19 protein-coding genes and 1 pseudogene are annotated in these 18,780 nt (G+C 73.1%); 5 read left to right on the top strand and 15 right to left on the bottom strand.

Features of this window, described 5'->3' with window-relative positions; all coding sequences use genetic code 11:
- Positions 1–105 precede the first annotated feature (105 nt).
- The gene (locus AB0R04_RS33765) at positions 106–1,758 is read left to right on the top strand and encodes an LCP family protein (protein ID WP_363377411.1); all 1,653 of its coding nucleotides are present in this window, start codon (positions 106–108) and stop codon (positions 1,756–1,758) included.
- 7 nt (positions 1,759–1,765) lie between these two features.
- On the opposite strand, the gene AB0R04_RS33760 is transcribed toward AB0R04_RS33765, so the two are convergent.
- From AB0R04_RS33760 to ssuE, 6 genes are all read right to left on the bottom strand, one after another.
- A complete protein-coding gene (locus tag AB0R04_RS33760) occupies positions 1,766–2,380 on the bottom strand; it encodes an acyltransferase (RefSeq protein ID WP_363377410.1) in 615 nt (204 codons plus the stop codon).
- 97 nt (positions 2,381–2,477) lie between these two features.
- Positions 2,478–3,518 (bottom strand): glycosyltransferase family 2 protein, encoded by a 1,041-nt coding sequence (locus tag AB0R04_RS33755; RefSeq protein WP_363377409.1) that lies wholly within the window; start codon positions 3,516–3,518, stop codon positions 2,478–2,480.
- Between the two features lie 235 nt (positions 3,519–3,753).
- Positions 3,754–5,754 carry a hypothetical protein gene (locus AB0R04_RS33750; RefSeq protein ID WP_363377408.1) on the bottom strand — a complete coding sequence of 667 codons (2,001 nt, stop codon included), beginning with the start codon at positions 5,752–5,754 and terminating at the stop codon, positions 3,754–3,756.
- A 177-nt stretch (positions 5,755–5,931) separates the two neighbouring features.
- Positions 5,932–8,499, bottom strand: coding sequence for an FtsX-like permease family protein (locus AB0R04_RS33745; RefSeq protein WP_363377407.1), 2,568 nt, complete (start codon positions 8,497–8,499; stop codon positions 5,932–5,934).
- 18 nt (positions 8,500–8,517) lie between these two features.
- Positions 8,518–9,306: an ABC transporter ATP-binding protein gene (locus tag AB0R04_RS33740; RefSeq protein WP_363377406.1), complete on the bottom strand. Its 789-nt coding sequence runs from the start codon at positions 9,304–9,306 to the stop codon at positions 8,518–8,520.
- Positions 9,307–9,579: 273 nt separating this feature from the next.
- Positions 9,580–10,191 (bottom strand): NADPH-dependent FMN reductase, encoded by a 612-nt coding sequence (gene ssuE, locus AB0R04_RS33735; protein ID WP_363377405.1) that lies wholly within the window; start codon positions 10,189–10,191, stop codon positions 9,580–9,582.
- A 963-nt stretch (positions 10,192–11,154) separates the two neighbouring features.
- Between ssuE and AB0R04_RS33730 the strand changes: the two genes are divergently transcribed.
- The gene (locus AB0R04_RS33730; protein WP_363377404.1) at positions 11,155–12,087 is read left to right on the top strand and encodes an LCP family protein; all 933 of its coding nucleotides are present in this window, start codon (positions 11,155–11,157) and stop codon (positions 12,085–12,087) included.
- 41 nt (positions 12,088–12,128) lie between these two features.
- Entirely contained in the window at positions 12,129–12,584 is a 456-nt protein-coding gene (locus tag AB0R04_RS33725) for a hypothetical protein (RefSeq protein WP_363377403.1), read from the top strand.
- A 34-nt stretch (positions 12,585–12,618) separates the two neighbouring features.
- Here AB0R04_RS33725 and AB0R04_RS33720 read toward each other — a convergent pair whose 3' ends face one another.
- The 3 genes and pseudogenes from AB0R04_RS33720 to AB0R04_RS33710 all read right to left on the bottom strand — a co-directional run.
- Complete coding sequence (locus AB0R04_RS33720; RefSeq protein ID WP_363377402.1) at positions 12,619–13,176, bottom strand: hypothetical protein; 558 nt, start codon at positions 13,174–13,176, stop codon at positions 12,619–12,621.
- A gap of 214 nt (positions 13,177–13,390) precedes the next feature.
- Positions 13,391–13,861 (bottom strand): NUDIX domain-containing protein, encoded by a 471-nt coding sequence (locus AB0R04_RS33715; RefSeq protein ID WP_363377401.1) that lies wholly within the window; start codon positions 13,859–13,861, stop codon positions 13,391–13,393.
- A gap of 4 nt (positions 13,862–13,865) precedes the next feature.
- Positions 13,866–14,438: pseudogene (locus AB0R04_RS33710) on the bottom strand (XRE family transcriptional regulator); the annotation flags it as partial.
- On the opposite strand from AB0R04_RS33710, the gene AB0R04_RS33705 reads away from it, so the two are divergent.
- A complete protein-coding gene (locus tag AB0R04_RS33705) occupies positions 14,438–14,749 on the top strand; it encodes a hypothetical protein (RefSeq protein WP_363377400.1) in 312 nt (103 codons plus the stop codon). The pseudogene AB0R04_RS33710 and the gene AB0R04_RS33705 sit on opposite strands and share 1 nt — an antisense overlap.
- Before the next feature lie 125 nt (positions 14,750–14,874).
- Here AB0R04_RS33705 and AB0R04_RS33700 read toward each other — a convergent pair whose 3' ends face one another.
- Complete coding sequence (locus AB0R04_RS33700; protein WP_063349110.1) at positions 14,875–15,369, bottom strand: peptidylprolyl isomerase; 495 nt, start codon at positions 15,367–15,369, stop codon at positions 14,875–14,877.
- Positions 15,370–15,517: 148 nt separating this feature from the next.
- Between AB0R04_RS33700 and AB0R04_RS33695 the strand changes: the two genes are divergently transcribed.
- Entirely contained in the window at positions 15,518–15,925 is a 408-nt protein-coding gene (locus AB0R04_RS33695; RefSeq protein ID WP_363377399.1) for a MerR family transcriptional regulator, read from the top strand.
- Positions 15,926–15,940: 15 nt separating this feature from the next.
- Here the strand turns inward: AB0R04_RS33695 and AB0R04_RS33690 are convergent, their stop codons facing one another.
- The 5 genes from AB0R04_RS33690 to AB0R04_RS33670 all read right to left on the bottom strand — a co-directional run.
- A complete protein-coding gene (locus AB0R04_RS33690; RefSeq protein WP_063349108.1) occupies positions 15,941–16,390 on the bottom strand; it encodes a MarR family transcriptional regulator in 450 nt (149 codons plus the stop codon).
- A gap of 88 nt (positions 16,391–16,478) precedes the next feature.
- On the bottom strand, positions 16,479–16,847 hold the full coding sequence (locus tag AB0R04_RS33685; protein ID WP_363377398.1) for an alpha/beta hydrolase: 369 nt from the start codon (positions 16,845–16,847) through the stop codon (positions 16,479–16,481).
- Between the two features lie 246 nt (positions 16,848–17,093).
- A complete protein-coding gene (locus tag AB0R04_RS33680; protein WP_363377397.1) occupies positions 17,094–17,762 on the bottom strand; it encodes a class I SAM-dependent methyltransferase in 669 nt (222 codons plus the stop codon).
- 40 nt (positions 17,763–17,802) lie between these two features.
- A complete protein-coding gene (locus AB0R04_RS33675; RefSeq protein ID WP_363377396.1) occupies positions 17,803–18,285 on the bottom strand; it encodes a GNAT family N-acetyltransferase in 483 nt (160 codons plus the stop codon).
- A 151-nt stretch (positions 18,286–18,436) separates the two neighbouring features.
- A partial coding sequence (locus tag AB0R04_RS33670; RefSeq protein ID WP_363377395.1) for an acyl-CoA dehydrogenase family protein occupies positions 18,437–18,780 on the bottom strand: 344 nt, incomplete at its 5' end.

The following is an 18,780-nucleotide window of genomic DNA, read 5'->3' as shown; positions in this document are numbered from 1 at the left end:
AGATCACACCGGAACGATTCAGCCGTTCGGCTCGTCTAGTGTGTCCGGATCGGCCCGCCGAACGGGCGAGCCGGAGCCGTGACCGGTCGGAGGTAGGGAACCCCCGTGCAGCAGGACAAACCGGAGGTCGATCCCGCCGACCAGTGGACGCGCGACCCGGAAACCGGCCAGTACCGCCTCGACCCGGCCGCCGGCATCCCCGGGCAGCGCCGCCGGACGGCCGACCGGAGAGCCCCCGGGGAGACGCCGGCCACCGAGTCGGCCGGGACCGCCGACGTCCCCGGGCCGGGCCGCCGCGACTCCCGTCGCCGGGCGGCCGCCGCCGCCAAGCGGACCCGGCGCCGCCGGGCGCTCAAGTGGACCGCCGGGGCCGGCGCCCTGGTGATGGTCGCGGGCTGCGGCGGGGCGTACTACCTGTACCAGCACTTCAACAGCAACCTGACCTCCGTCAAGGTCCAGCTGGGCAACGAGGAGGAGCGGCCCAAGGCCGCCGGGGACGCGCTCAACATCCTGGTACTGGGCACCGACAGCCGGCAGGGCCTCGGCCGCGAGTACGGCGACGAGGGCAGCGCCGGGCACGCCGACACCACGCTGCTGTTCCACATCTCCAAGGACCGCTCCAACGCGACCGCGATCAGCATCCCGCGCGACCTGATGGTGCCGATCCCGGAGTGCCAGAACGGCAGCGGCAAGAAGATCCCCGGCTCCGCGCGGGACATGTTCAACAACAGCCTCGGCCAGGAGGGGCGCGACCCGGGCTGCACCTGGAAGACCGTCGAGAAGATGACCGGGATCCGGGTCGACCACTTCGTGCAGGTCAACTTCGAGGCGGTGAAGACGCTGTCCAGCGCCGTCGGCGGGGTCGAGGTCTGCGCGGCCAAGGACATCAACGACACGGACTCGCACCTGAAGATGAGCAAGGGCCGGCACGTGGTCCAGGGCGACGAGGCGCTGGCCTTCGTCCGCACCCGGCACGCCGTCGGCTTCGGCGGCGACCTCACCCGCATCCCGCTCCAGCAGCAGTTCATCAGCTCGATGATCCGCAAGATCAAGAGCGACGACACCCTGACCAGCCCGAGCAAGCTCTACAAGCTCGCCGACGCCGCCACCAAGGCGCTCACCGTGGACTCCGGGATCGGCAGCGTCGACAAGCTCAAGGACCTCGCGCTGGACCTCAGCAAGGTGGACACCAAGAACATCACCTTCGCCACCGTGCCGGTCCTGGACGACCCCAAGGACAAGGACCGGCTGGTGCTCAAGCAGCCGGACGCCGGGCAGCTGTTCTCGATGGTCGCGGGCGACCGCTCGCTGACCGAGACCGCCGCCCCCGCCGACGCCGCCACGGCCGCACCGGAGACCGCACCGGCGGCCCCGACCGCCGCCGCCCCGACGGTGGACCCCAAGGACGTCCGGGTGACGGTGCGCAACGGCAGCGGGACGCGCGGGCAGTCGGGGCCCACCGTGGAAAAGCTCCGCGCCAAGGGCTTCGCCAAGGCCATGACCGCCCCCGACGCGCCCGTCACCGCGACCACCACGGTGTCCTTCCCGGCCGGGCAGGACGCCGCGGCCGCCGCCCTGGCCGCCGCGCTCGGCCTGCCGGGCGACGCCGTCCGGCCGGACCCGAAGGCGGATCCGAAGGGCCCGCTGGCGCTGGTGCTCGGCAAGGACGTCCTCGCCGCTCCGGCGGCGGCCCCGACCGAGGCACCGAAGGACCTCCAGCGGGTGCAGGCGGACGACACCGATGCGTGCGCCAAGTAGCTAGGCCCTACGCCGGCGCGAGGGTGCCGTCCGTCTCCCGGTAGTGCTCGCCGGTGCGGGGGCAGTGCCAGCGGCCGTCGCCGACGGGTTGCAGCGGCTCGCCGGCGCGGCCGACCCAGCCGATCCGGCGGGCCGGGACGCCGGCGGCCAGGGCGAAGTCCGGGACGTCCCGGTGGACCACCGCGCCGGCCGCGACCAGCGCCCAGCGGCCGACCGTCACCCCGGCGACCAGGACCACCCGGCCGCCGATCGAACATCCCTGACGGAGCGTCACCCCTTCGGCGTGCCAGTCCTGTTGACCCTTGGGCCGACCGTCGGGGGTCACCGCGCGGGGGTGGCGGTCGTTGGTGAGGACGGCGGCGGGGCCGATGAACACCCCGTCCTCGACCAGCGCGGGCTCGTACACCAGCGCGTGGTTCTGCAGTTTGACCCGGTCCCCGATCCGGACACCGGGGCCGACGTAGGCGCCGCGGCCGATCACGCACTCGGCGCCGACCACCGCGCCCTCGCGGACCTGGGCGAGGTGCCAGACCGTCGTCCCCGCGCCGATGACGGCCCGTTCGTCGACGTCCGCGCTCGGCTCGATCCGGGCCGCGCCGGGCCCGCCCTCAACTGTCGCCATGCGCACCGACGATAGCGGCGCGGGCTCGACCGTCAGGGCTTGTCCGACAATTCGCGCGCCCGGCGGGAATTGTCGGACAAACCCTGCCGGGTCGGCGTCAACTCGCCCTGGAGAGCACGTCCTTGGCGGCCGGGCCGACGCTGCCTATCACCCGGCGGGCCAGTGAGCGGGGCGAGGTGAGGAAGCCGAAGCCCCAGCTGAGGTGCATGGTGGCGAGCGCCACCGGCAGCATCGCCCTGGCCTTGAAGGACAGGCCGCGGCCGCCGACCAGCCCGCCGCCGAGGATGCCCAGCAGGTACGCGCCGGGCACCGCGAGGAGGGCCGGGTGGACGGCGACGCCCAGCACCAGCCCGAGGGTGACGGCCAGCAGGGCGGTCGGCGGGGCCAGGTAGCGGAGGTTGACCGAGCCGCGGTGGTAGCGGGTGACCACCCGGCGCCAACGGCCGTAGTCCTTGTACTGCTTGGCCAGCGCCTTCACCGACGGCCGGGGCCGGTAGGTCACCTTGAGCTGCGGGGTGAACCAGACCAGCCCGCCGTCCTGGCGGATCCGGTAGTTGAGCTCCCAGTCCTGGGCGCGGACGAACTCCTCGTTGTAGCCGCCGAGCTTCTCCAGCACCTCGCGCCGGAACACCCCGAGGTAGACGGTGTCCGCCGGGCCGGCCAGGCCGCCGGTGTGGAAGGCGGCGTTGCCGACACCGATCTTGGAGGTCATCGCGGCGGCGACCGCGTTCTCCCACTCGGTCTCGCCCTCGGCGTGCATGATGCCGCCGACGTTGGCGGCGTCCATCTCGTCGAGCAGCCGGACCGCGGTGGTGATGTAGCCGGGGGTGAGCAGGCCGTGGCCGTCCACGCGGACCACTATCGGATGGCGCGAGCCGCGGATCGCGGCGTTCAGCCCTGCGGGGGTGCGGCCGGTGGGATTCGGCACGGTCCGTACCCGCGGGTCCTCCGCCACCAGTTCGGCCGCGATCTCCGCGGTCCGGTCGGTGGACGGACCGAGGGCGATCACCACCTCCATCGGCCCGGGGTACTCCTGGTCCAGGATGCGCCGGACCGCCGTCCGCAGGTGTCGTTCCTCGTTGAGCACCGGCATGATCACGGAGACAGCCGGCAGCTCCTCAGCAGCCTTGGTGTTCATCGGGGCCAACCGTACCGGTGCGGACACGTCTCCGTCTTGTCCCGGTCCGGGCCGCTGCTCGCAGCCCGCGACGCCCGGTTGGACTCCTTGATCACGCCCACCGTACTCCGCTCCGCGTACGGGCCCGCAGCCGGGTCGGAACGGGCGGTTTCCGGAGGGCGGGACGGAGCCCGGGAGAGCGCCCCGGCGGGGTTCGGTGGCGGCCGCGCGGGTTCGGTGCAGGTTCGGCGCAGGTTCAGAGCAGGTGGTGAACGATGGTGAAGAGCGCGTAGCCGCCCAGCGACAACCGGTTCAGCAGGTGCTGCGGGCCGCCCAGCCGGTCCGGCAGCGACCGGTGCGGGCGCAGGTCCGGCCGGTGGGCGGCGGTCGCGACGGCCCGGGCCAGCTCCACCGGGTCGTAGCGGTCCCCGAAGTGTCCGGCCAGCCAGGCGGCCGGGCGGCTGCCGACGGTGACCTCCTCGCCCGAGCGCAGCTGGACGGTGAGCAGGTTGCGGTGGACCGCGGCCGCGTTGATCTCCTGCCACCGGAAGGTCCGGGTACGCAGCGCGGTGGCGATCCGCAGGCCGTCCCGGTCGGCGACCATCTGCCAGGAGAGGGTGCGGCCGCAGGCGAGGATCGCCACCGTGCCGGTCAGGAGCGGGTGCACCAGGCCGCCCCACCAGCCGCTCCGGCCGAGCAGCACGACCAGGCCCGCGAGCAGCAGGGCGGGCACCGGACCGGCCACCGCCCGCAGCGGCAGCGGCATCTCCCAGCGGCGGGCGGGCACCGGTTCGGCGTCCGGCCCGGCCGCGGGGGCGGCGGCCACCGTCTCGGCGGTCAGGGCGGCGACGGCCAGTTCCCGCTCCCGGTAGCCCTCGGTGCGCCGGCCCGGCCGCGGGGCCCGGGCGGCGGGGGCGACCACGGCCGCCACCCAGCGCGGGTCGTGGTCCAGCAGTCCGGGGCGGACCAGGAGCTGCTGCTCCGGCCCGTCGGGCCCCCGGTACAGCACGGCCGGCACGCTCCGGCCGGCGCGGGCGAGCCAGGCGGCGGCCTGCTCCGGGGTCAGCCGGTCGAAGACGTCCCCGAGCTCCTCCTCTTCCTCGTCGTAGGAGACTTCGAGATCGAGGTGGTCGGCGTCGTCGTCCTCGGTCTCCAGGTGTTCGGGCACCCAGGCCGGGCCCTCGCCGTCCGGGGCGCCGTAGCGGGCCCAGCGGTAGCGGTCGCGCTCGACCAGCCGCCAGAGCGCGGGGCCGTCCGGCGGGCCGTCCAGCGGCTGCACCAGCAGGTCGCCCTGGGCGTCGGCGCGGACCCGGACGGCGAGGGCGGGCGCGGAGCCCGCGAAGGAGGGCCGGGAGCGGCGGGCGTTCGCGGTGGCGGCCGAGCCGAGCAGCAGCAGGCCGGGCAGGGCGAGCAGGCCGCCGGCGGTCAGCGCGCCGGTGAGGTCGTAGTCGTCGCCGGCGGCGCGGACGGCGGCGCCGTCCACCAGCAGCGGGACGGGCTCGCCGGGCTGCGGCGGCCGGGCCCACCAGACGTCCAGCCGGGCGGTGCGTTCCGGGCCGCCGCCGGGCGGGTGGAAGCGGACGGTCAGGACGCCGTCCTGGTCGGTGTCGCCCGCGGTGCCGGTGACCTGGTCGGCCCGTTCGGCGCTCGCCTGCTGCCGGGCCTGCCCCCACAGCCCGTACAGCGGGAACGCCAGGGCGGCGGCGAGCAGCAGGGCGCCGAGCGCGCGGCGCAGCACCGGCGGGCCGTCGGGGTGGACGGGCGAGGGCGCTCCGGCGGCGGTCCAGGGGAAGGGGACGGGCGGGGCCATCAGTTCGTCGAGCTGCTGGCGGGCGCGGCGGCGGCCGAGCTCGGCGCCGATCAGCACGGCGGAGAGCAGCAGGTGGAGCAGGACGGCCGTCCAGCGGCAGAGCGGGGTGACCAGGCCGTGCGGGGCGTACCAGAGCACCGCGAGGACGGCCGGCGGGACCAGCGCCCGGCCGCGGAACCGGCCGGCCAGCAGGACCACTTCGGCGAGCACCGACCAGGCGGCCAGCGAGGAGCCCCAGGTGTCCCGGCAGACGCCCTGGACGTTGCAGTCGCCGGGGGTCGGCTCCACCGCGGTGGCCAGGATCACGAAGGCGGCCGGCAGCAGCGCCGGCCAGCGGCCGTCCAGGCGCCAGGCGGTGCGGGCGGCGCGCCAGCGGGCGGCAGCGGCGGCGGTGAGGGGCGCGGCGCTGGGCAGCGGCGGGGCGTCCGGGGTATCCGGGGCGAACATCGGACGATCATCTCAGTCGGCCTGGGGCGGCCCGTGCCGCAGGGGCCGGGTGCTGTCCGCACCCGGCCCCTGCCCCCCGTTCCCCCCTCGGCGGCCCCCCACCGCCGGGTCCTGCGGCCCGCGCCGCCCGGTCGGTCCGTCGCGACGGCTGCGGTCGATCCGTCCCGACGGCCCCGGTCAGTCCGTCGCGATGGCCGCGAGGACGTTCATCCGCCCGGCCCGGAAGGCCGGGACGAGGGCGGCGACCAGTCCGATCACCACCGAGGCGACCAGCGTCACCGCGAGCGTGGTGGTCGGGACGGAGAGCGTGGCCAGGCCCTGGTCGCGCAGCACCCGCTGGGCGGTGACGCCCCAGGCCAGCCCGAGCCCGGTGCCCAGGACCGCGCCGAACACCGAGATCACCACGGCCTCCAGCCGGATCATCCGGCGCAGCTGGCGGCGGGAGAGCCCGATCGCCCGCAGCAGGCCGATCTCCCTGGTCCGCTCGACCACCGACAGCGCCAGGGTGTTGACCACCCCGAGCACGGCGACCGTGATGGAGAGGCCGACCAGGCCGTAGATCAGGTAGAGCAGGGTGTTGACCTGGGACTGCACGACCTCCTTGTAGCCGGCCTGGTCCTTGATGGTCAGCTGCGGGTACTCCTTGAGCGCGCCTTCCAGGGCGGTCAGCGTCTTCGCGACGTCGGCTCCGGAGGAGGCCTTGGCGAAGAACGTCCAGACCGGCGGCTGCTCGTCGGCGGGCACGGCCCTGGCCATGGTGTCGAAGTCGACGAAGGAGCCGTCGCCGAACAGCGAGCCCTTCGCGAACACGGCGCCCACCGGCAGCACCTGGGTGCGGCCCTTGCCGTAGGCGACGGTCACCTGGTCGCCGACCTTCAGGCCGTGGTCCTTCGCGAAGGCCTCGCCGATCCCCAGCTCGCCCCGCCCGATCGCGTCCACCGAACCGGCGGTGACCGGGAGGTGGAAGTCGGTGCCGAAGAAGGCGGGCGGCGCGGCGGTGAGGTTGGTCTTCGCGCTCCGGCCGTCCGGCAGTTGGAGCTTGGGGTTGAAGAACTTCTGGGTGGTGACGTGGTCGATGCCCGGGGTCCGGCGGACGGCGTCCAGCATCTCGGGGGTGATCGAGGTGCGGCCGCCCTGGACGATGTAGTCCGCGCCCACCGACCGGTCGATCTGCGCGTTGGCCGAGGTGACCGTCGAGGCACTGAACACCGAGGAGCCGATCACCAGCGCCAGTCCGATCATCAGCGCGGCGGCGGTGGCCCCGGTGCGACGCGGGTTGCGCATCGCGTTGCGCTGGGCGAGCCGGCCGGACGGGCCGAACAGCGCCGGCAGCAGCGCGCCCAGCACCCGCACCACGGCGGTGGCCAGCAGCGGGCCGAGCACCACGAAGCCGATCAGGGTGAGCAGCACGCCGAGACCCAGGTACTGGCCGCCGGTGGCCGCCTTCTGCGCCTGCGCGGCCAGCACCAGCAGACCGCCGCCGCCCGCCGTCAGGACGAGACCGGCCACCGTGCGGACCAGGTTCGCGCGGCCCTCGGCCGGCGTGCCGTGGTCGCGCAGGGCGGCCATCGGCGCGATCCGGCTCGCCCGGCGGGCCGGGACCCAGGCCGCCACCAGCGTCACCACGATGCCCAGGGCGTACCCGGCGAGGAACACCGTCGGACCGATCTTCAGGTCGCCCGCGTCGAGCTTCATGCCGATCGCGTTCATCAGCTTGATCAGGCCGACCGCGATGCCCAGACCGGCCGCGACCCCGAGGGTCGAGCCGAGCACGCCGAGGATCAGCGCCTCGACCAGGACCGAGCGGTTCACCTGCCGGCGGCTACCGCCGATGGCGCGCAGCAGGCCGATCTCCCGGGTGCGCTGGGCGACCAGCATCGAGAAGGTGTTGATGATCAGGAAGCAGCCGACGAACGCCGAGATGAGCGAGAAGCCGAGCATCGCGTTCTTCATGAAGCCGAGGCCGCTGCCGATGCTCTTGGTGTTCTCGTCCTTCTGCTCGGCCGCGGTCTTGACCTGGTAGCCGGAGCCCAGCGCGGCCAGGGCGTCGGCCTTCAGCCGGTCGTTGCCGCGGCTGCCGTCGCCGAACGCCTCGACCGAGGTGTACGCCTGCCCGCCGAGCAGCACCTGCTGGGCGGTCGGGGTGTCCAGGAAGGCCAGCGCCGCACCGGGGTTGGTGGTGGTGAAGGAGGCGATGCCGGAGATCGTGAACTCGTGCCGGCCGTCGGCGTTGTCGACCCGGAGCTTGGCGCCGAGACCGAGCCCGGCCTTCTTCGCGGTGTCCGCGTCCAGCACCAACTCGCCCGCGTTCCGCGGGACGTGGCCCTGGGTGAGGCGCACCGCGCTGCGCGGGGTCTCGGTCCAGTTGCCGACCAGGGTCGGTGCACCGGAGGTCGGGCCGACCAGCTTGTTGGTGGCCGGGTCGACCAGGGTCGCGTTCTCGACCATGACCTGGCCGACCGCCGACTTCACCCCCGGCACCGCGGCGACCTGCTGCGCGGCCGCCACCGGGACGGTCCGCGGCTTGTCGGAGGCCTGCTGGTCGTCGTCCTCGGCCGGCTTGGGCGGCTGGACGGAGACGTCGGAGGCGGTCGCGGCGAACAGCTTGTCGAAGGTGCTGGTCGCGGTGTCGGAGAAGACCAGGGTGCCGGAGACGAACGCGACCGACAGCATCACGGCGATCAGGGAGAGCACCATGCGGCCCTTGTGGGCGAAGAAGCTCCGCAGAGCGGTTTTGAGCAGCATCTGTCCCGTCCCGCCCGCTCAGCTGGTCCGCTTGCCGTCGAAACGGCGCATGCGTTCGAGGACGGAGTCGGCGGTGGGCGCGTGCATCTCGTCGACGATCACGCCGTCGGCGAGGAAGAGCGCGCGGTCCGCGTAGCCCGCGGCGACCGGGTCGTGGGTCACCATCACGATGGTCTGGCCCAGTTCGTCGACCGAGCGGCGCAGGAAGGTGAGCACCTCGGCGCCGGCCCGGGAGTCCAGGTTGCCGGTGGGCTCGTCGCCGAAGATGATCTCGGGCCGGGCGGCCAGCGCCCGGGCCACCGCGACGCGCTGCTGCTGACCGCCGGAGAGCTGCGCCGGGCGGTGCTTGAGCCGGCCGGCCAGGCCGACGGTCTCCACCACCTGGTCCAGCCAGGCCTGGTCCGGCCGGCGGCCGGCGATGTCCATCGGCAGCGTGATGTTCTCCAGCGCGGACAGCGTCGGGAGCAGGTTGAACGCCTGGAAGATGAAGCCGATCTTGTCCCGGCGCAGCCTGGTCAGCTGCTTGTCCTTGAGGCCGGTGATCTCGGTGTCGCCGATCCAGATCCGCCCGGCGCTGACCGTGTCCAGGCCGGCCAGGCAGTGCATCAGGGTCGACTTCCCGGAGCCCGACGGGCCCATGATCGCGGTGAAGCGGCCGCGCTGGATGTCGACGTCCACCGCGTCGAGCGCGGTGACCCTGGTCTCGCCCGCGCCGTACGCCTTGCTGACCTGGCGGGCCGCGGCGGCGACGGCGGGCGCGCCGTCGGGAAGCTGGGGGTCGTACACGGCTGTGGCTGCCGTCGTCACTGGAGTCTCCTAAGAAGTGGGCCCGACCGTCGACCCCGGCCGGCCCTCCGTACGCGGGCATGGCGCAGGACGCGGGCATGGCGCAGGAAGGGTCGTCGACCGGGAGTTGACCCCACCCACCGGGCCCGGCGGGCGCCGGCTCCCGGGAGAACCTCGCCCCTCGTCGGCACGAGCGGGGACGTCCACAACGTTATGAGCAACGGCGGGCACGCTCGTCATCCGCCGGAATGAAGCCGCCCGACCAAGGATCTACGGGGCGCGGCGCCCCTCCCCCTAGGGGGTGCCGCGGCCCGTCTCGGGGACGCCCCGTACGGGGTCCGGGCCCCGGTTCCTCAGCCGGTCAGCGCCGGTGCGGCCAACCGCTCCAGGGCCTGCGCGAAACCCTCCACGACCGGGGCCAGCAGTGTCGGTCTCGCGCTCGACCAGGGTCGTCCCGTCCTCCCTGGTGGTGATGTGGCGGTCGAGCACGAACCAGCCCTGGGTGATGTGGCCGGCGCCCATCGAGCTGAGCACCGGGCGCAGCGCGTAGTCCACCGCCAGCACGTGCGCGGGCGAGCCGCCGGTGGCCAGCGGCAGGACGGCCTTGCCGGCCAGCGCGTACTGCGGGAGCACGTCCAGCAGGGCCTTCAACAGGCCCGAGTAGGCGGCCTTGTAGACGGGGGTGCCGATCACGACGCCGTCCGCCCGGGCGAACAGCTCGGTCACGGCGACGATCTCCGGGTGGTCGAAGTCGCCCGACAGCAGCGCGTGCGCGGGCAGGCTGCGCGCCTCGAACGGGACGACGTGGTGGCCGCGGGCCTCCAGCCCGGCGTCGACGTGGCGCAGCAGGCGGGTGGTGCGGGAGGTCGCGGACGGGGAGCCGGAAACGGACAGGACGGTGGCCATGGGGTTCACCTTTGGCTGGAGGCGGGGGCGGCGCGACGCGGCGCAGGAGGACCGCTGCGGGTCGGAGCCCGGGAAGGTGTTTCGACGTGCTCGACGCGTTCGACTTACTCGACGTGCTCGACGCGTTCGACGCGTTCGGGGTGAGGTGCTCGGCGCGGGTGGGGTGACGCCGAGGTGATCCGGTGGGCGCGCTTCAGCCGCGACAGAGCGAACAGGCCACACCACGCCGCAGGTCGACGTGCCGCCGACGCGTGAGTGCCCAACGCTGATCCATACCCGAAATGCAAACACGCTGCGTTCGAACCGGTCAAGAATCGTTTCGCCAGTTGAACGGCGGGTGACGTGACGCGTGGTGACCGGGCTCACGTCGACCCGGCGCCCGCGCCGCCCCGCCCCGTCCTGCCCAGTCCCGTCCCACCCCACCGTCGTACGGCCGCGCGGAAGTTGCGGCGGAACGATCCGACCCGTGCATCAAAACTGCTACAAGCGACCTGGTGAGTACCCCGGGGGGAGTCAGCACGAGCGGGGTCGGGCATCCTCGACGACATGAACACGTGGCAGGAGGGCCGCCCGGGAGGCGGCGGGAACCCGTACCGAGACGGGAACCCGTATGGGGGCGGCGGCAACGGCGGCGCGTACGGGCGCGGCGGGGGCGGCGGGGCGGCCGAGCCGCCGCTGCCGTCGTCGATGAACCCGCGCGGGCCGGGTGCGCCCGCGCCACGACAGCCGGAGCCGTCCCGGCTCGGCGGCGTCCCGCCGCAGGGTCCGGGCGGGCAGCCCGGCGGCCGCCCCGGGGGGCCTGGGGGCCCGGGTGGTCCGGGTGGTCCTAACGGTCCTGGTGGTCCCGGACGGCCGGGTGGGCCCGGAGGCCCGGGCGGCGCCCAGCCGGGCGGTATACAGACCAAGCGGTGGCCGCGGCGCCGGATCGTCAAGTGGTCGGTCTTCGGCCTCCTGATCGCCGTCATGGTCACCGCCGTCTCGACCTGGTTCTGGGCCGACTCCAAGCTCAACCACGAGAACGTGCTCGCCGACTACCCCGGCCGCCCGCCGGCCGGCAAGGGCACCAACTGGCTGATCGTCGGCTCCGACAGCCGCCAGGGCCTCACCGACTCGGAACAGGACGACCTGCACACCGGTCACGACACCGAGGGCAAGCGCAGCGACTCGATGATGGTCCTGCACGTCGGGGACAACGGGAACACCCTGATGAGCATCCCGCGCGACTCCTGGGTACCGATCCCCGAGTACAAGAACAGCAGCGGCAAGACCCTCAAGGGCACCACCTCGAAGATCAACTCGGCCTTCGGCAACGGCGGCGGCCGCCTCCTCGTCCAGACCGTCGAACTGAACACCGGCATCCGCATCGACCACTACGCCGAGATCGGCTTCGCCGGCTTCGTCGGCATCGTCGACTCCATCGGCGGCGTCGAGATGCACATCGACCAGGACCTCAAGGACAAGGACTCCGGCCTCGACCTCAAGGCCGGCGACCAGACCCTCAACGGCAAGCAGGCCCTCGCCTTCGTCCGCCAGCGCCACCAGATGGCCGACCAGGACCTCGGCCGGATGCGCAACCAGCAGAAGTTCCTCGGCGCCCTCGCCCACCAGGCCGCCTCCCCCGGCACCGTGCTGAACCCGTTCACCTTCTACCCGCTGGTCGACTCCGCCCTCGGCACCCTCATCGTCGACGACGACGCCGGCCTCACCGACCTCGGCTCGCTCTTCCTCGCCATGAAGGACGTCAACGGCGGCGGCGGCAAGACCCTGACCGTCCCGATCGGCAACCCGGACTACCGGACCAAGACCGGGGAGTCGGCGGTGCTGTGGGACGCCGCCAAGTCCAAGCAGGTCTTCGACGCCTTCAAGAACGACACCGCGGTACCGGACATCAAGTAACCCATGGTGACGTGAAGTAGCCTCGCCGCCACAATGGGTGGATGTCACTCGTCACCGCGCTCGTCTACCGCCGCCGCCACCGCCTCCTGGGCCGCCTGGTCCAGGAGGCGCTCGCGCTCTACGGCATGGAGGTGCCCGCCGCCTGCGAGATCGGGCCCGGGCTCGTCGTGTTCCACCGCGGCTTCGGCACGGTGCTCCACCCGTACACCACCCTCGGCGCCGGCGTGACGCTCTACAACGGGGTCACCATCGGCCGGGCCGACCCGTGGGTGCCGCAGGAGCGGAGCGCCATGCGGCGGGTGGTGGTCGAGGACGGCGCGGTGCTGTGCGCGGGCGCCAAGGTGGTGTGCAAGGAGGGCGTGCTCACCGTCGGCGCCGGCACCGTCATCGGCGCCAACGCCGTGCTCACCCGCTCCACCGGGCCCGGCGAGATCTGGGCCGGCGCCCCCGCCCGCAAGGTCGGCCTGCGGGACGGGGCCCGGACAGCGGCGGCCTGACCAGCTGGCGGGAGCAGGCCCGTACCGCAGTCGCCTAACCCGCCTGCGGGAGCAGGCCGGTGCCGCACTCGGGGAAGCGGACCAGCCACTCCCCCTCGCCGCCGGCGGCCTCGGTGGCGCCCGCGTAGCCGTAGTGGATCAGCCGCCCCTCGCCGCCCGCCAGCCAGCGGGCGCCGGTCAGGTGCACGGTCAGGGCCGCCGGGCGGTGCGGATCGGGCCGCTCCAGCACCAGTTCGTGCTCGGCCTCGCCCGGCCGGAAGGCCACCGCGGTCTCCGTGGTCGGCCGGCGCGGGCTGTCGCCCTCCCGGTACGTCCAGTACGCGGCCACCGTCACCGTGAGCGCGCCGTCCACGCCGCCGGTGCCCGGCCGCACGTACTCCTCGTCCGGCACCCAGCGCGAGTGGTGGCGGATCTCCTCCGGCCCCCAGCGCTCGTCCCAGCGCACCCAGTAGCCCGCCACCCGCTTGACCGTCATGACCTCGCAGGCGACCCGCACCGCGATCCGCGCCGGATTGACCGGCTCGCACGAGGCGAGCGAGACCACCGTCACCTGCTCGTACGTCACCGCGCCGTCGTCGGCGTCCTGTTCCATCGGTGAACCACCTTGCCGGAGTGTCGAGTTCGCCGCGGCTCCGACCGCGCACGGAGAGCCTAGAGCGACCGCGCCGGCGCACGCAGTGATTGCGCGGTTCCGGCCCGCCCACCCGCCCACCCGGCTACCCTGCCCCCGCACTCCGCCAGGCGGTCGGGCCTCGGGGCCGGTGAGCCACCGCTCGGTGCGGGCGCCGTCCGGCGCCGCGGCAGACCTAGCCGAGGTAGGGAATCGCCCTGTTCTCCAGGAAGTGCTGAAGCCGGAGGCGCTGAGTGTGGTGCGTCGGCAGCCCTTCGATGTCGCCCGGCGCCACGAACCGGACGTCTGTGGACTCATCCGAGATCCGCAGTTCCCCGCCCGTGATGCGCGCGGTGAAGCAGACGTTGAACTGCTGCCGGACTTCGCCGTCCGAGTAGGCGATCACGTGCCGGGGGTCGGTGTACGTGCCGACCAGCCCAGTGATCTCGACGTCAAAACCGGTCTCCTCGCGGACCTCCCGAACGGCCGTGCCCGGGAGCGACTCACCAAGGTCCATCGTTCCACCCGGCAGCGCATACAGGCCGTTGTCGGTGCGTCGTTGGAGGAGGATGCGCCCTTCGTCGTCCGTCACCACGGCGGACGCCGCCACTACCAGCCGATTCGGCTTGGGCGCGCCGGGATCGTCGTAGAACTCGGTCCGTGCCACGTGATCAGTTCTCCTCAACCGGTCGGGCGGTGCTCCACACCGCGTCGAAGCTCGCAGCATAGGTGTCGAACAGCGTCCCCAACCCGGTCCGGCGCAGGTGCCACACCGGGGCCCCGAAGGCGTTGACTCCCCACACATGCGCGTTCACCAGTACCTGGTCGTCCGCCCGGTAGAGGCTGTTGTACAGCGTGGTTCCGTGGGTGCGGATCTCGATCCCCGGTGTGCCGAGCAGCGGGCGGTAGTGCAGGAGAGCAAGCCGACATCGGGACTCGATACCGTGACCGAACTTCTCCTCCTCTCCGCGCCGACTGACGTTCTCGCTGTCGGCGTCGCCGAGTGCGATCCGAACCGCGCAACCATCGGCAGCGCGTTCCCGAAGCAGATCGTTCAGCCGGGGGTACGCCTCGTGGAGGAAGACAGCAGCGTAGACAAGCACGTCAATGCGTTCGGCGGCCTGCCCGAGCAGGCTCACGAAGACGGATACCGGCAGGTCGGCGCGCTGTTCGTAGAGCGCCACCAGTTCAGGGCTCATCGCCCTTGCGGCACTCCCCGGACGACGTTGGCAGCTGGCTGGCCATGTTCGCCGTTGGGGTGCAGGTGCCCGGGGTGTTCCCGCTGGTTGAGCGGTACGCCGATGGCACGTACACGTTGTGGCTGCACGACACGGCCATCACGTCGTGGGCCACCGTCGACTGGGAGCCTGGCCGGCACGACTACGAGGTGGTGCAGTCGGGCCCCCGGAGCCTCTGGAACGAGGTGGAGGCAGCCTGGCGCTGGTGGTGCCGCCACGATCGACCCGGCTTCGACCGCTTCGGCCTCACCGTCACACCCAGTAGTCACACGGTGTGGCTCGACGGCCCAGAGAACCCGGTACCGCTCCGAGGCTGACCGCCGTCCCGCCCGCCTCAAGCCCGGAACCGTACCGAAAACTGCCACCGCCCCGGGGTGGGAAGTCGACTGATCAGACTTCCACGGCCGGGGCGGTGTGCGGTTTCGAACTGATGAACCGGTGACTACTCGACGATGCCGGACTTGGCGATGGTGACCTTCGCCGAGGTGCGGCCGCTCTGCGAGCCGAGCTTCTCGACCGCCGTCACGACGTCCATGCCCTCGACGACCTCGCCGAAGACGACGTGCTTGCCGTCCAGCCAGTCGGTGACGATGGTGGTGATGAAGAACTGCGAGCCGTTGGTGTTGCGGCCGGCGTTGGCCATCGACAGCAGGCCCGGGCGGGTGTGCTTGGCCTGGAAGTTCTCGTCGGCGAACTTCTCGCCGTAGATGCTCTTGCCACCGGTGCCGTTGTGGTTGGTGAAGTCACCGCCCTGCAGCATGAACTGCGGGATCACGCGGTGGAAGCCGGAGCCCTCGTAGCCGAAGCCGTTCTGGCCGGTCGCGAGCTCGCGGAAGTTGCGGGCGGTCTTGGGGACGACGTCGTCGTACAGCTTGAAGACGATGCGGCCCGACGGAACGCCGTCGATCTCGATGTCGAAGAAAACGTTGGAAGCCATGCAGGGATCATGGCACGACCCGTCGGCCGACGCGCGTCACCCCCGGTCCGGCGCCGGGTGGCGGTCCCGTGTTATCCGGCCGGTGCGAGGGCCGTGGAAGCTAACATCGGCGTCAGGTTCAAGCGGTCACGGCGACGGGGTGGACGGCATGCGGATCGGTGAACTGGCCCGGCGGACGGGCGTGAGCGAGCGCTCGCTGCGCTACTACGAGCAGCAGGGCCTGCTGGCCGCCCGGCGGACCGACGGCGGGCACCGGGAGTACCCGGAGCCGGCGGTGGACCGGGTCGTCCTGATCCAGGAACTGTTCGCGGCCGGGCTGCACAGCCGCACGATCTACAAGATCCTCCCCTGTATGCGCGACTCCGACGGCGGCCCGAACGAGGTCGCCACCCCGCTGCTGGTCGAGGAGCTGGCCTCCGAACGGGACCGGATCGACCGGATGGTCACCGACCTGCTCCGCTCCCGCGAGGTGCTGGACGAGGTGATCGCGACCGCCTCCGGCCGGCCGCGGGCCGAGACGGCGGAGGCCGGGGCTGCGGAGGCCGACGCGATGTAGACCCGGACCCGGGGCTCAGGCCTTCAGCTTGCGCCAGACCGCTTCCAGGGCCGCGATGTCGCCCTCGTCGAGCCGGTCGGTGAAGACCGGCGCGAGGACGGCCCGCCGGGTGGCGTCGGCCTCGGCAAAGGCGGCGCGGCCCTGCCCGGTCAGTTCGATCCGCACCGACCGGGCGTCGGAGGCGGAGGGCGTGCGGGCCACCAGGCCGCGTGCGGCCAGGGCGTCGACCACCCGGGAGACCTGGCTGCGGCTGAGCATCGTCTTCGCGCCCAGGTCGGAGGCGGCGACCGGCTCCTGCTGCCCGTTGAGCCAGAGCATCACCTCGAACCAGGACAGCGACAGCCCGTGCACCCGGGTGAGCTCGCGGTCCACCTGGGCGGCGAGGGTGGTGCCGGCCCAGACCAGGCCGTAGAAGGCGTGGTCCCGCTCGGACAGCGGGCCCAGGGAGAGGTCGGCACGGTTCATGACGTTCATCGTACCGAGGTGCGTGCGCGTGCACGGATTCCGTGCACGCGCACGACCCGGGCGGCCGGGCAGGGCGGCCGGGCAAGGCCTAGAACGCCTGGTGGTCCGGCTCGCAGACCGTGCCGGGCGGCGGGAGCTCGCCGCTGACCAGGTACCGCCGCTCGCGGTCCCAGGCGCAGGCGCTCGGGTTGCCCAGCGCCGTGTGGCCGTAGCCGTGGACGGTCAGCAGGCGGCCGCGGGCGAGGGTGTCGGCCAGCGCGCGGGAGCCTGCGTAGGGCCAGGCCGGGTCGCCGGGGTTGAAGAACAGCGAGCCGATCCGGTGCGCCGGGTCGGTCGCGGGGTGCCGGATGACGGCCGGCTCGACGGTGCGCCCGGCCGGGTCGCGGTAGTCCATCGGCACCGTGGCGCGGGCACAGTCGAAGTCCGGTACGCAGGACCGCCAGTCCAGCCGGGGCACCGGCGCCGCGGGGGCGCCGCCGCCGAGGCGGCCGGGGCGAGACCGGCCAGCAGCAGCCCGGCGGCCGCGGCGGCACCGGTTCCGAGGGCGGAGGTGAGGCGGGGTCGGGGCATGGGGCAGGGCCTCCCGTTTCGGTGGACTGACGTGCAGTCACCAAGGTTCGGGGCACCCGCTGTCAGACCTCTCACACCCCACCGGCACCACTGCCATGCCGCTGTCACCACCGCCCCACGCGACTCAGGCGGCTCAGGCGGGCTTGCGGGCCAGCAGGTAGGCCTGCGGGGTCGGCTGCACGCCCTCCTCCGGCTCGCGGAGCGTGCGGGAGGTGAGCCGCAGGCCGGCCGTACGGATCAACTCCGCGATCCGGTCGGGCTGCCGGCGGCGGAAGTCCAACGCCACCGGGTGCCCGAAGGGCTGGTCGATCCGCAGCGGCTCGTCGCCGACCTGGAAGGCGAGCAGCAGGTGGCCGCCCGGGGCGAGCACCCGCGCGAACTCGGCGAACACCTCCGGCAGGCGCTCCGCCGGGGTGTGGATGATCGAATACCAGGCGACCGCGCCGGTCAACTCGCCGTCGCGCAGCGGGAGATCGAACAGCGAACCCTCGGCGAAGTCCAGCCCGGGGTACGTCGCGCGGGCCAGCTCGACCATCCGCGGCGACAGGTCGATGCCGCGGACGTCGAGACCGAGGCCGTGCAGGTGGTGCGTCACCCGGCCTGGGCCGCAGCCCAGTTCGGCCACCGGGCCGTCGGCGTGCCCGGTACGGACCGACTCGGCGCGGACCAGCTCGGCGAAGGCCGCGAGCACCGCCCGGGACAGCGGTTCGCCGGCCAGTTCGTCGCGGAATCGGTCGGCGTAGTCGACGGCGATGGCGTCGTAGAACGCCCTGGTCGTGGCGAGGAAGTCCGGCTCGGTCATGGTCCGGCACCCTACTCGTCACCGCCAGGCCCTGGGGCGGTCAGCGCATGGCCGGCTCCAGCTCCAGCTCCGCCACCGTCTGGTCGCCGCTCGTCTCGCCGGTCGGGCGGAAGCCAAGGCCGGTGTAGAAGGCGGCGGGACCCTCCGGGCCGGGGACGTACGTGACGGTGGCGCGGGTGCCGCCGCGGCGGCGGATCTCGGCGCAGACCTGCTCAACGGCGAAGCGGCCGTAGCCGCCGCGCTGCTGCTCAGCGTCGACGAGCAGGCGCCAGAGGCCGGAGCGGGGGCGGTCGTCCGGCTGCTCGGGGTTGAACCTGATGTCGAAGAACGCCATCACGAAGCCGACCGGCCGCTCCCCGTCCATGATCAGCCGGGGCCAGGCGGTGTCCCCGTGGGCGTACGCCTCGGCCAGCGACTTCGCCACCGGCGCGACCAGGGCCTCCTGGTCGGGGCGCACCTTCAGGGCGAGGGCGGCGTCGATGGTGTCGGGGGTGATCCGGGCCAGGCTCAGTGCGGAGGACATGGCGGGCAGCCTACGAAGCGGGGCCGCCCGCCGTCGCCCGCTTTTCGGGGCCGAGGTGCGGTCCGGGCCGAGGTGCGGTCGGGGCCGAGGTGCGGTCCGGGCCGAGGTGCGGTCGGGGCCGAGGTGCGGTCGGGGCCGGAGCGCCGTCCGGCTACGGCAGGTTGCGGGCCATGACGATGCGCTGGACCTGGTTGGTCCCCTCGTAGATCTGGGTGATCTTCGCGTCCCGCATCATCCGCTCCACCGGGTAGTCCCGCGTGTACCCGTACCCACCCAGCAACTGCACCGCATCCGTCGTGATCTCCATCGCCGCATCCGACGCGTAGCACTTCGCCGCCGCCCCGAAGAACGTCAGATCCCCGTCCCCACGCTGCGACTTCGCCGCCGCCGCATACGTCAGCTGCCGCGCCGCCTCCAGCTTCATCGCCATGTCCGCCAGCATGAACTGCACACCCTGGAACTCCGCGATCGCCTTCCCGAACTGCCGCCGCTCCT

Origin of the sequence: Kitasatospora sp. NPDC056731, assembly GCF_040687675.1 — a bacterium.
Taxonomy (GTDB): Bacteria; Actinomycetota; Actinomycetes; order Streptomycetales; family Streptomycetaceae; genus Kitasatospora.
This window is presented reverse-complemented; position numbering and strand designations above follow the sequence as displayed.

Bases quoted from the DNA above. Each gene is read 5' to 3' on its own strand.
- AB0R04_RS33730 (WP_363377404.1), top strand. From the start codon at position 11,155: ATGGTCACCGCCGTCTCGACCTGGTTCTGGGCCGACTCCAAGCTCAAC.
- AB0R04_RS33690 (WP_063349108.1), bottom strand. From the start codon at position 16,390: ATGAACCGTGCCGACCTCTCCCTGGGCCCGCTGTCCGAGCGGGACCAC.
- ssuE (WP_363377405.1), bottom strand. From the start codon at position 10,191: ATGGCCACCGTCCTGTCCGTTTCCGGCTCCCCGTCCGCGACCTCCCGC.
- AB0R04_RS33750 (WP_363377408.1), bottom strand. From the start codon at position 5,754: ATGTTCGCCCCGGATACCCCGGACGCCCCGCCGCTGCCCAGCGCCGCG.
- AB0R04_RS33755 (WP_363377409.1), bottom strand. From the start codon at position 3,518: ATGAACACCAAGGCTGCTGAGGAGCTGCCGGCTGTCTCCGTGATCATG.
- AB0R04_RS33705 (WP_363377400.1), top strand. From the start codon at position 14,438: ATGTTCGCCGTTGGGGTGCAGGTGCCCGGGGTGTTCCCGCTGGTTGAG.
- AB0R04_RS33700 (WP_063349110.1), bottom strand. From the start codon at position 15,369: ATGGCTTCCAACGTTTTCTTCGACATCGAGATCGACGGCGTTCCGTCG.
- AB0R04_RS33725 (WP_363377403.1), top strand. From the start codon at position 12,129: ATGTCACTCGTCACCGCGCTCGTCTACCGCCGCCGCCACCGCCTCCTG.
- AB0R04_RS33675 (WP_363377396.1), bottom strand. From the start codon at position 18,285: ATGTCCTCCGCACTGAGCCTGGCCCGGATCACCCCCGACACCATCGAC.
- AB0R04_RS33680 (WP_363377397.1), bottom strand. From the start codon at position 17,762: ATGACCGAGCCGGACTTCCTCGCCACGACCAGGGCGTTCTACGACGCC.
- AB0R04_RS33745 (WP_363377407.1), bottom strand. From the start codon at position 8,499: ATGCTGCTCAAAACCGCTCTGCGGAGCTTCTTCGCCCACAAGGGCCGC.
- AB0R04_RS33760 (WP_363377410.1), bottom strand. From the start codon at position 2,380: ATGGCGACAGTTGAGGGCGGGCCCGGCGCGGCCCGGATCGAGCCGAGC.
- AB0R04_RS33695 (WP_363377399.1), top strand. From the start codon at position 15,518: ATGCGGATCGGTGAACTGGCCCGGCGGACGGGCGTGAGCGAGCGCTCG.
- AB0R04_RS33720 (WP_363377402.1), bottom strand. From the start codon at position 13,176: ATGGAACAGGACGCCGACGACGGCGCGGTGACGTACGAGCAGGTGACG.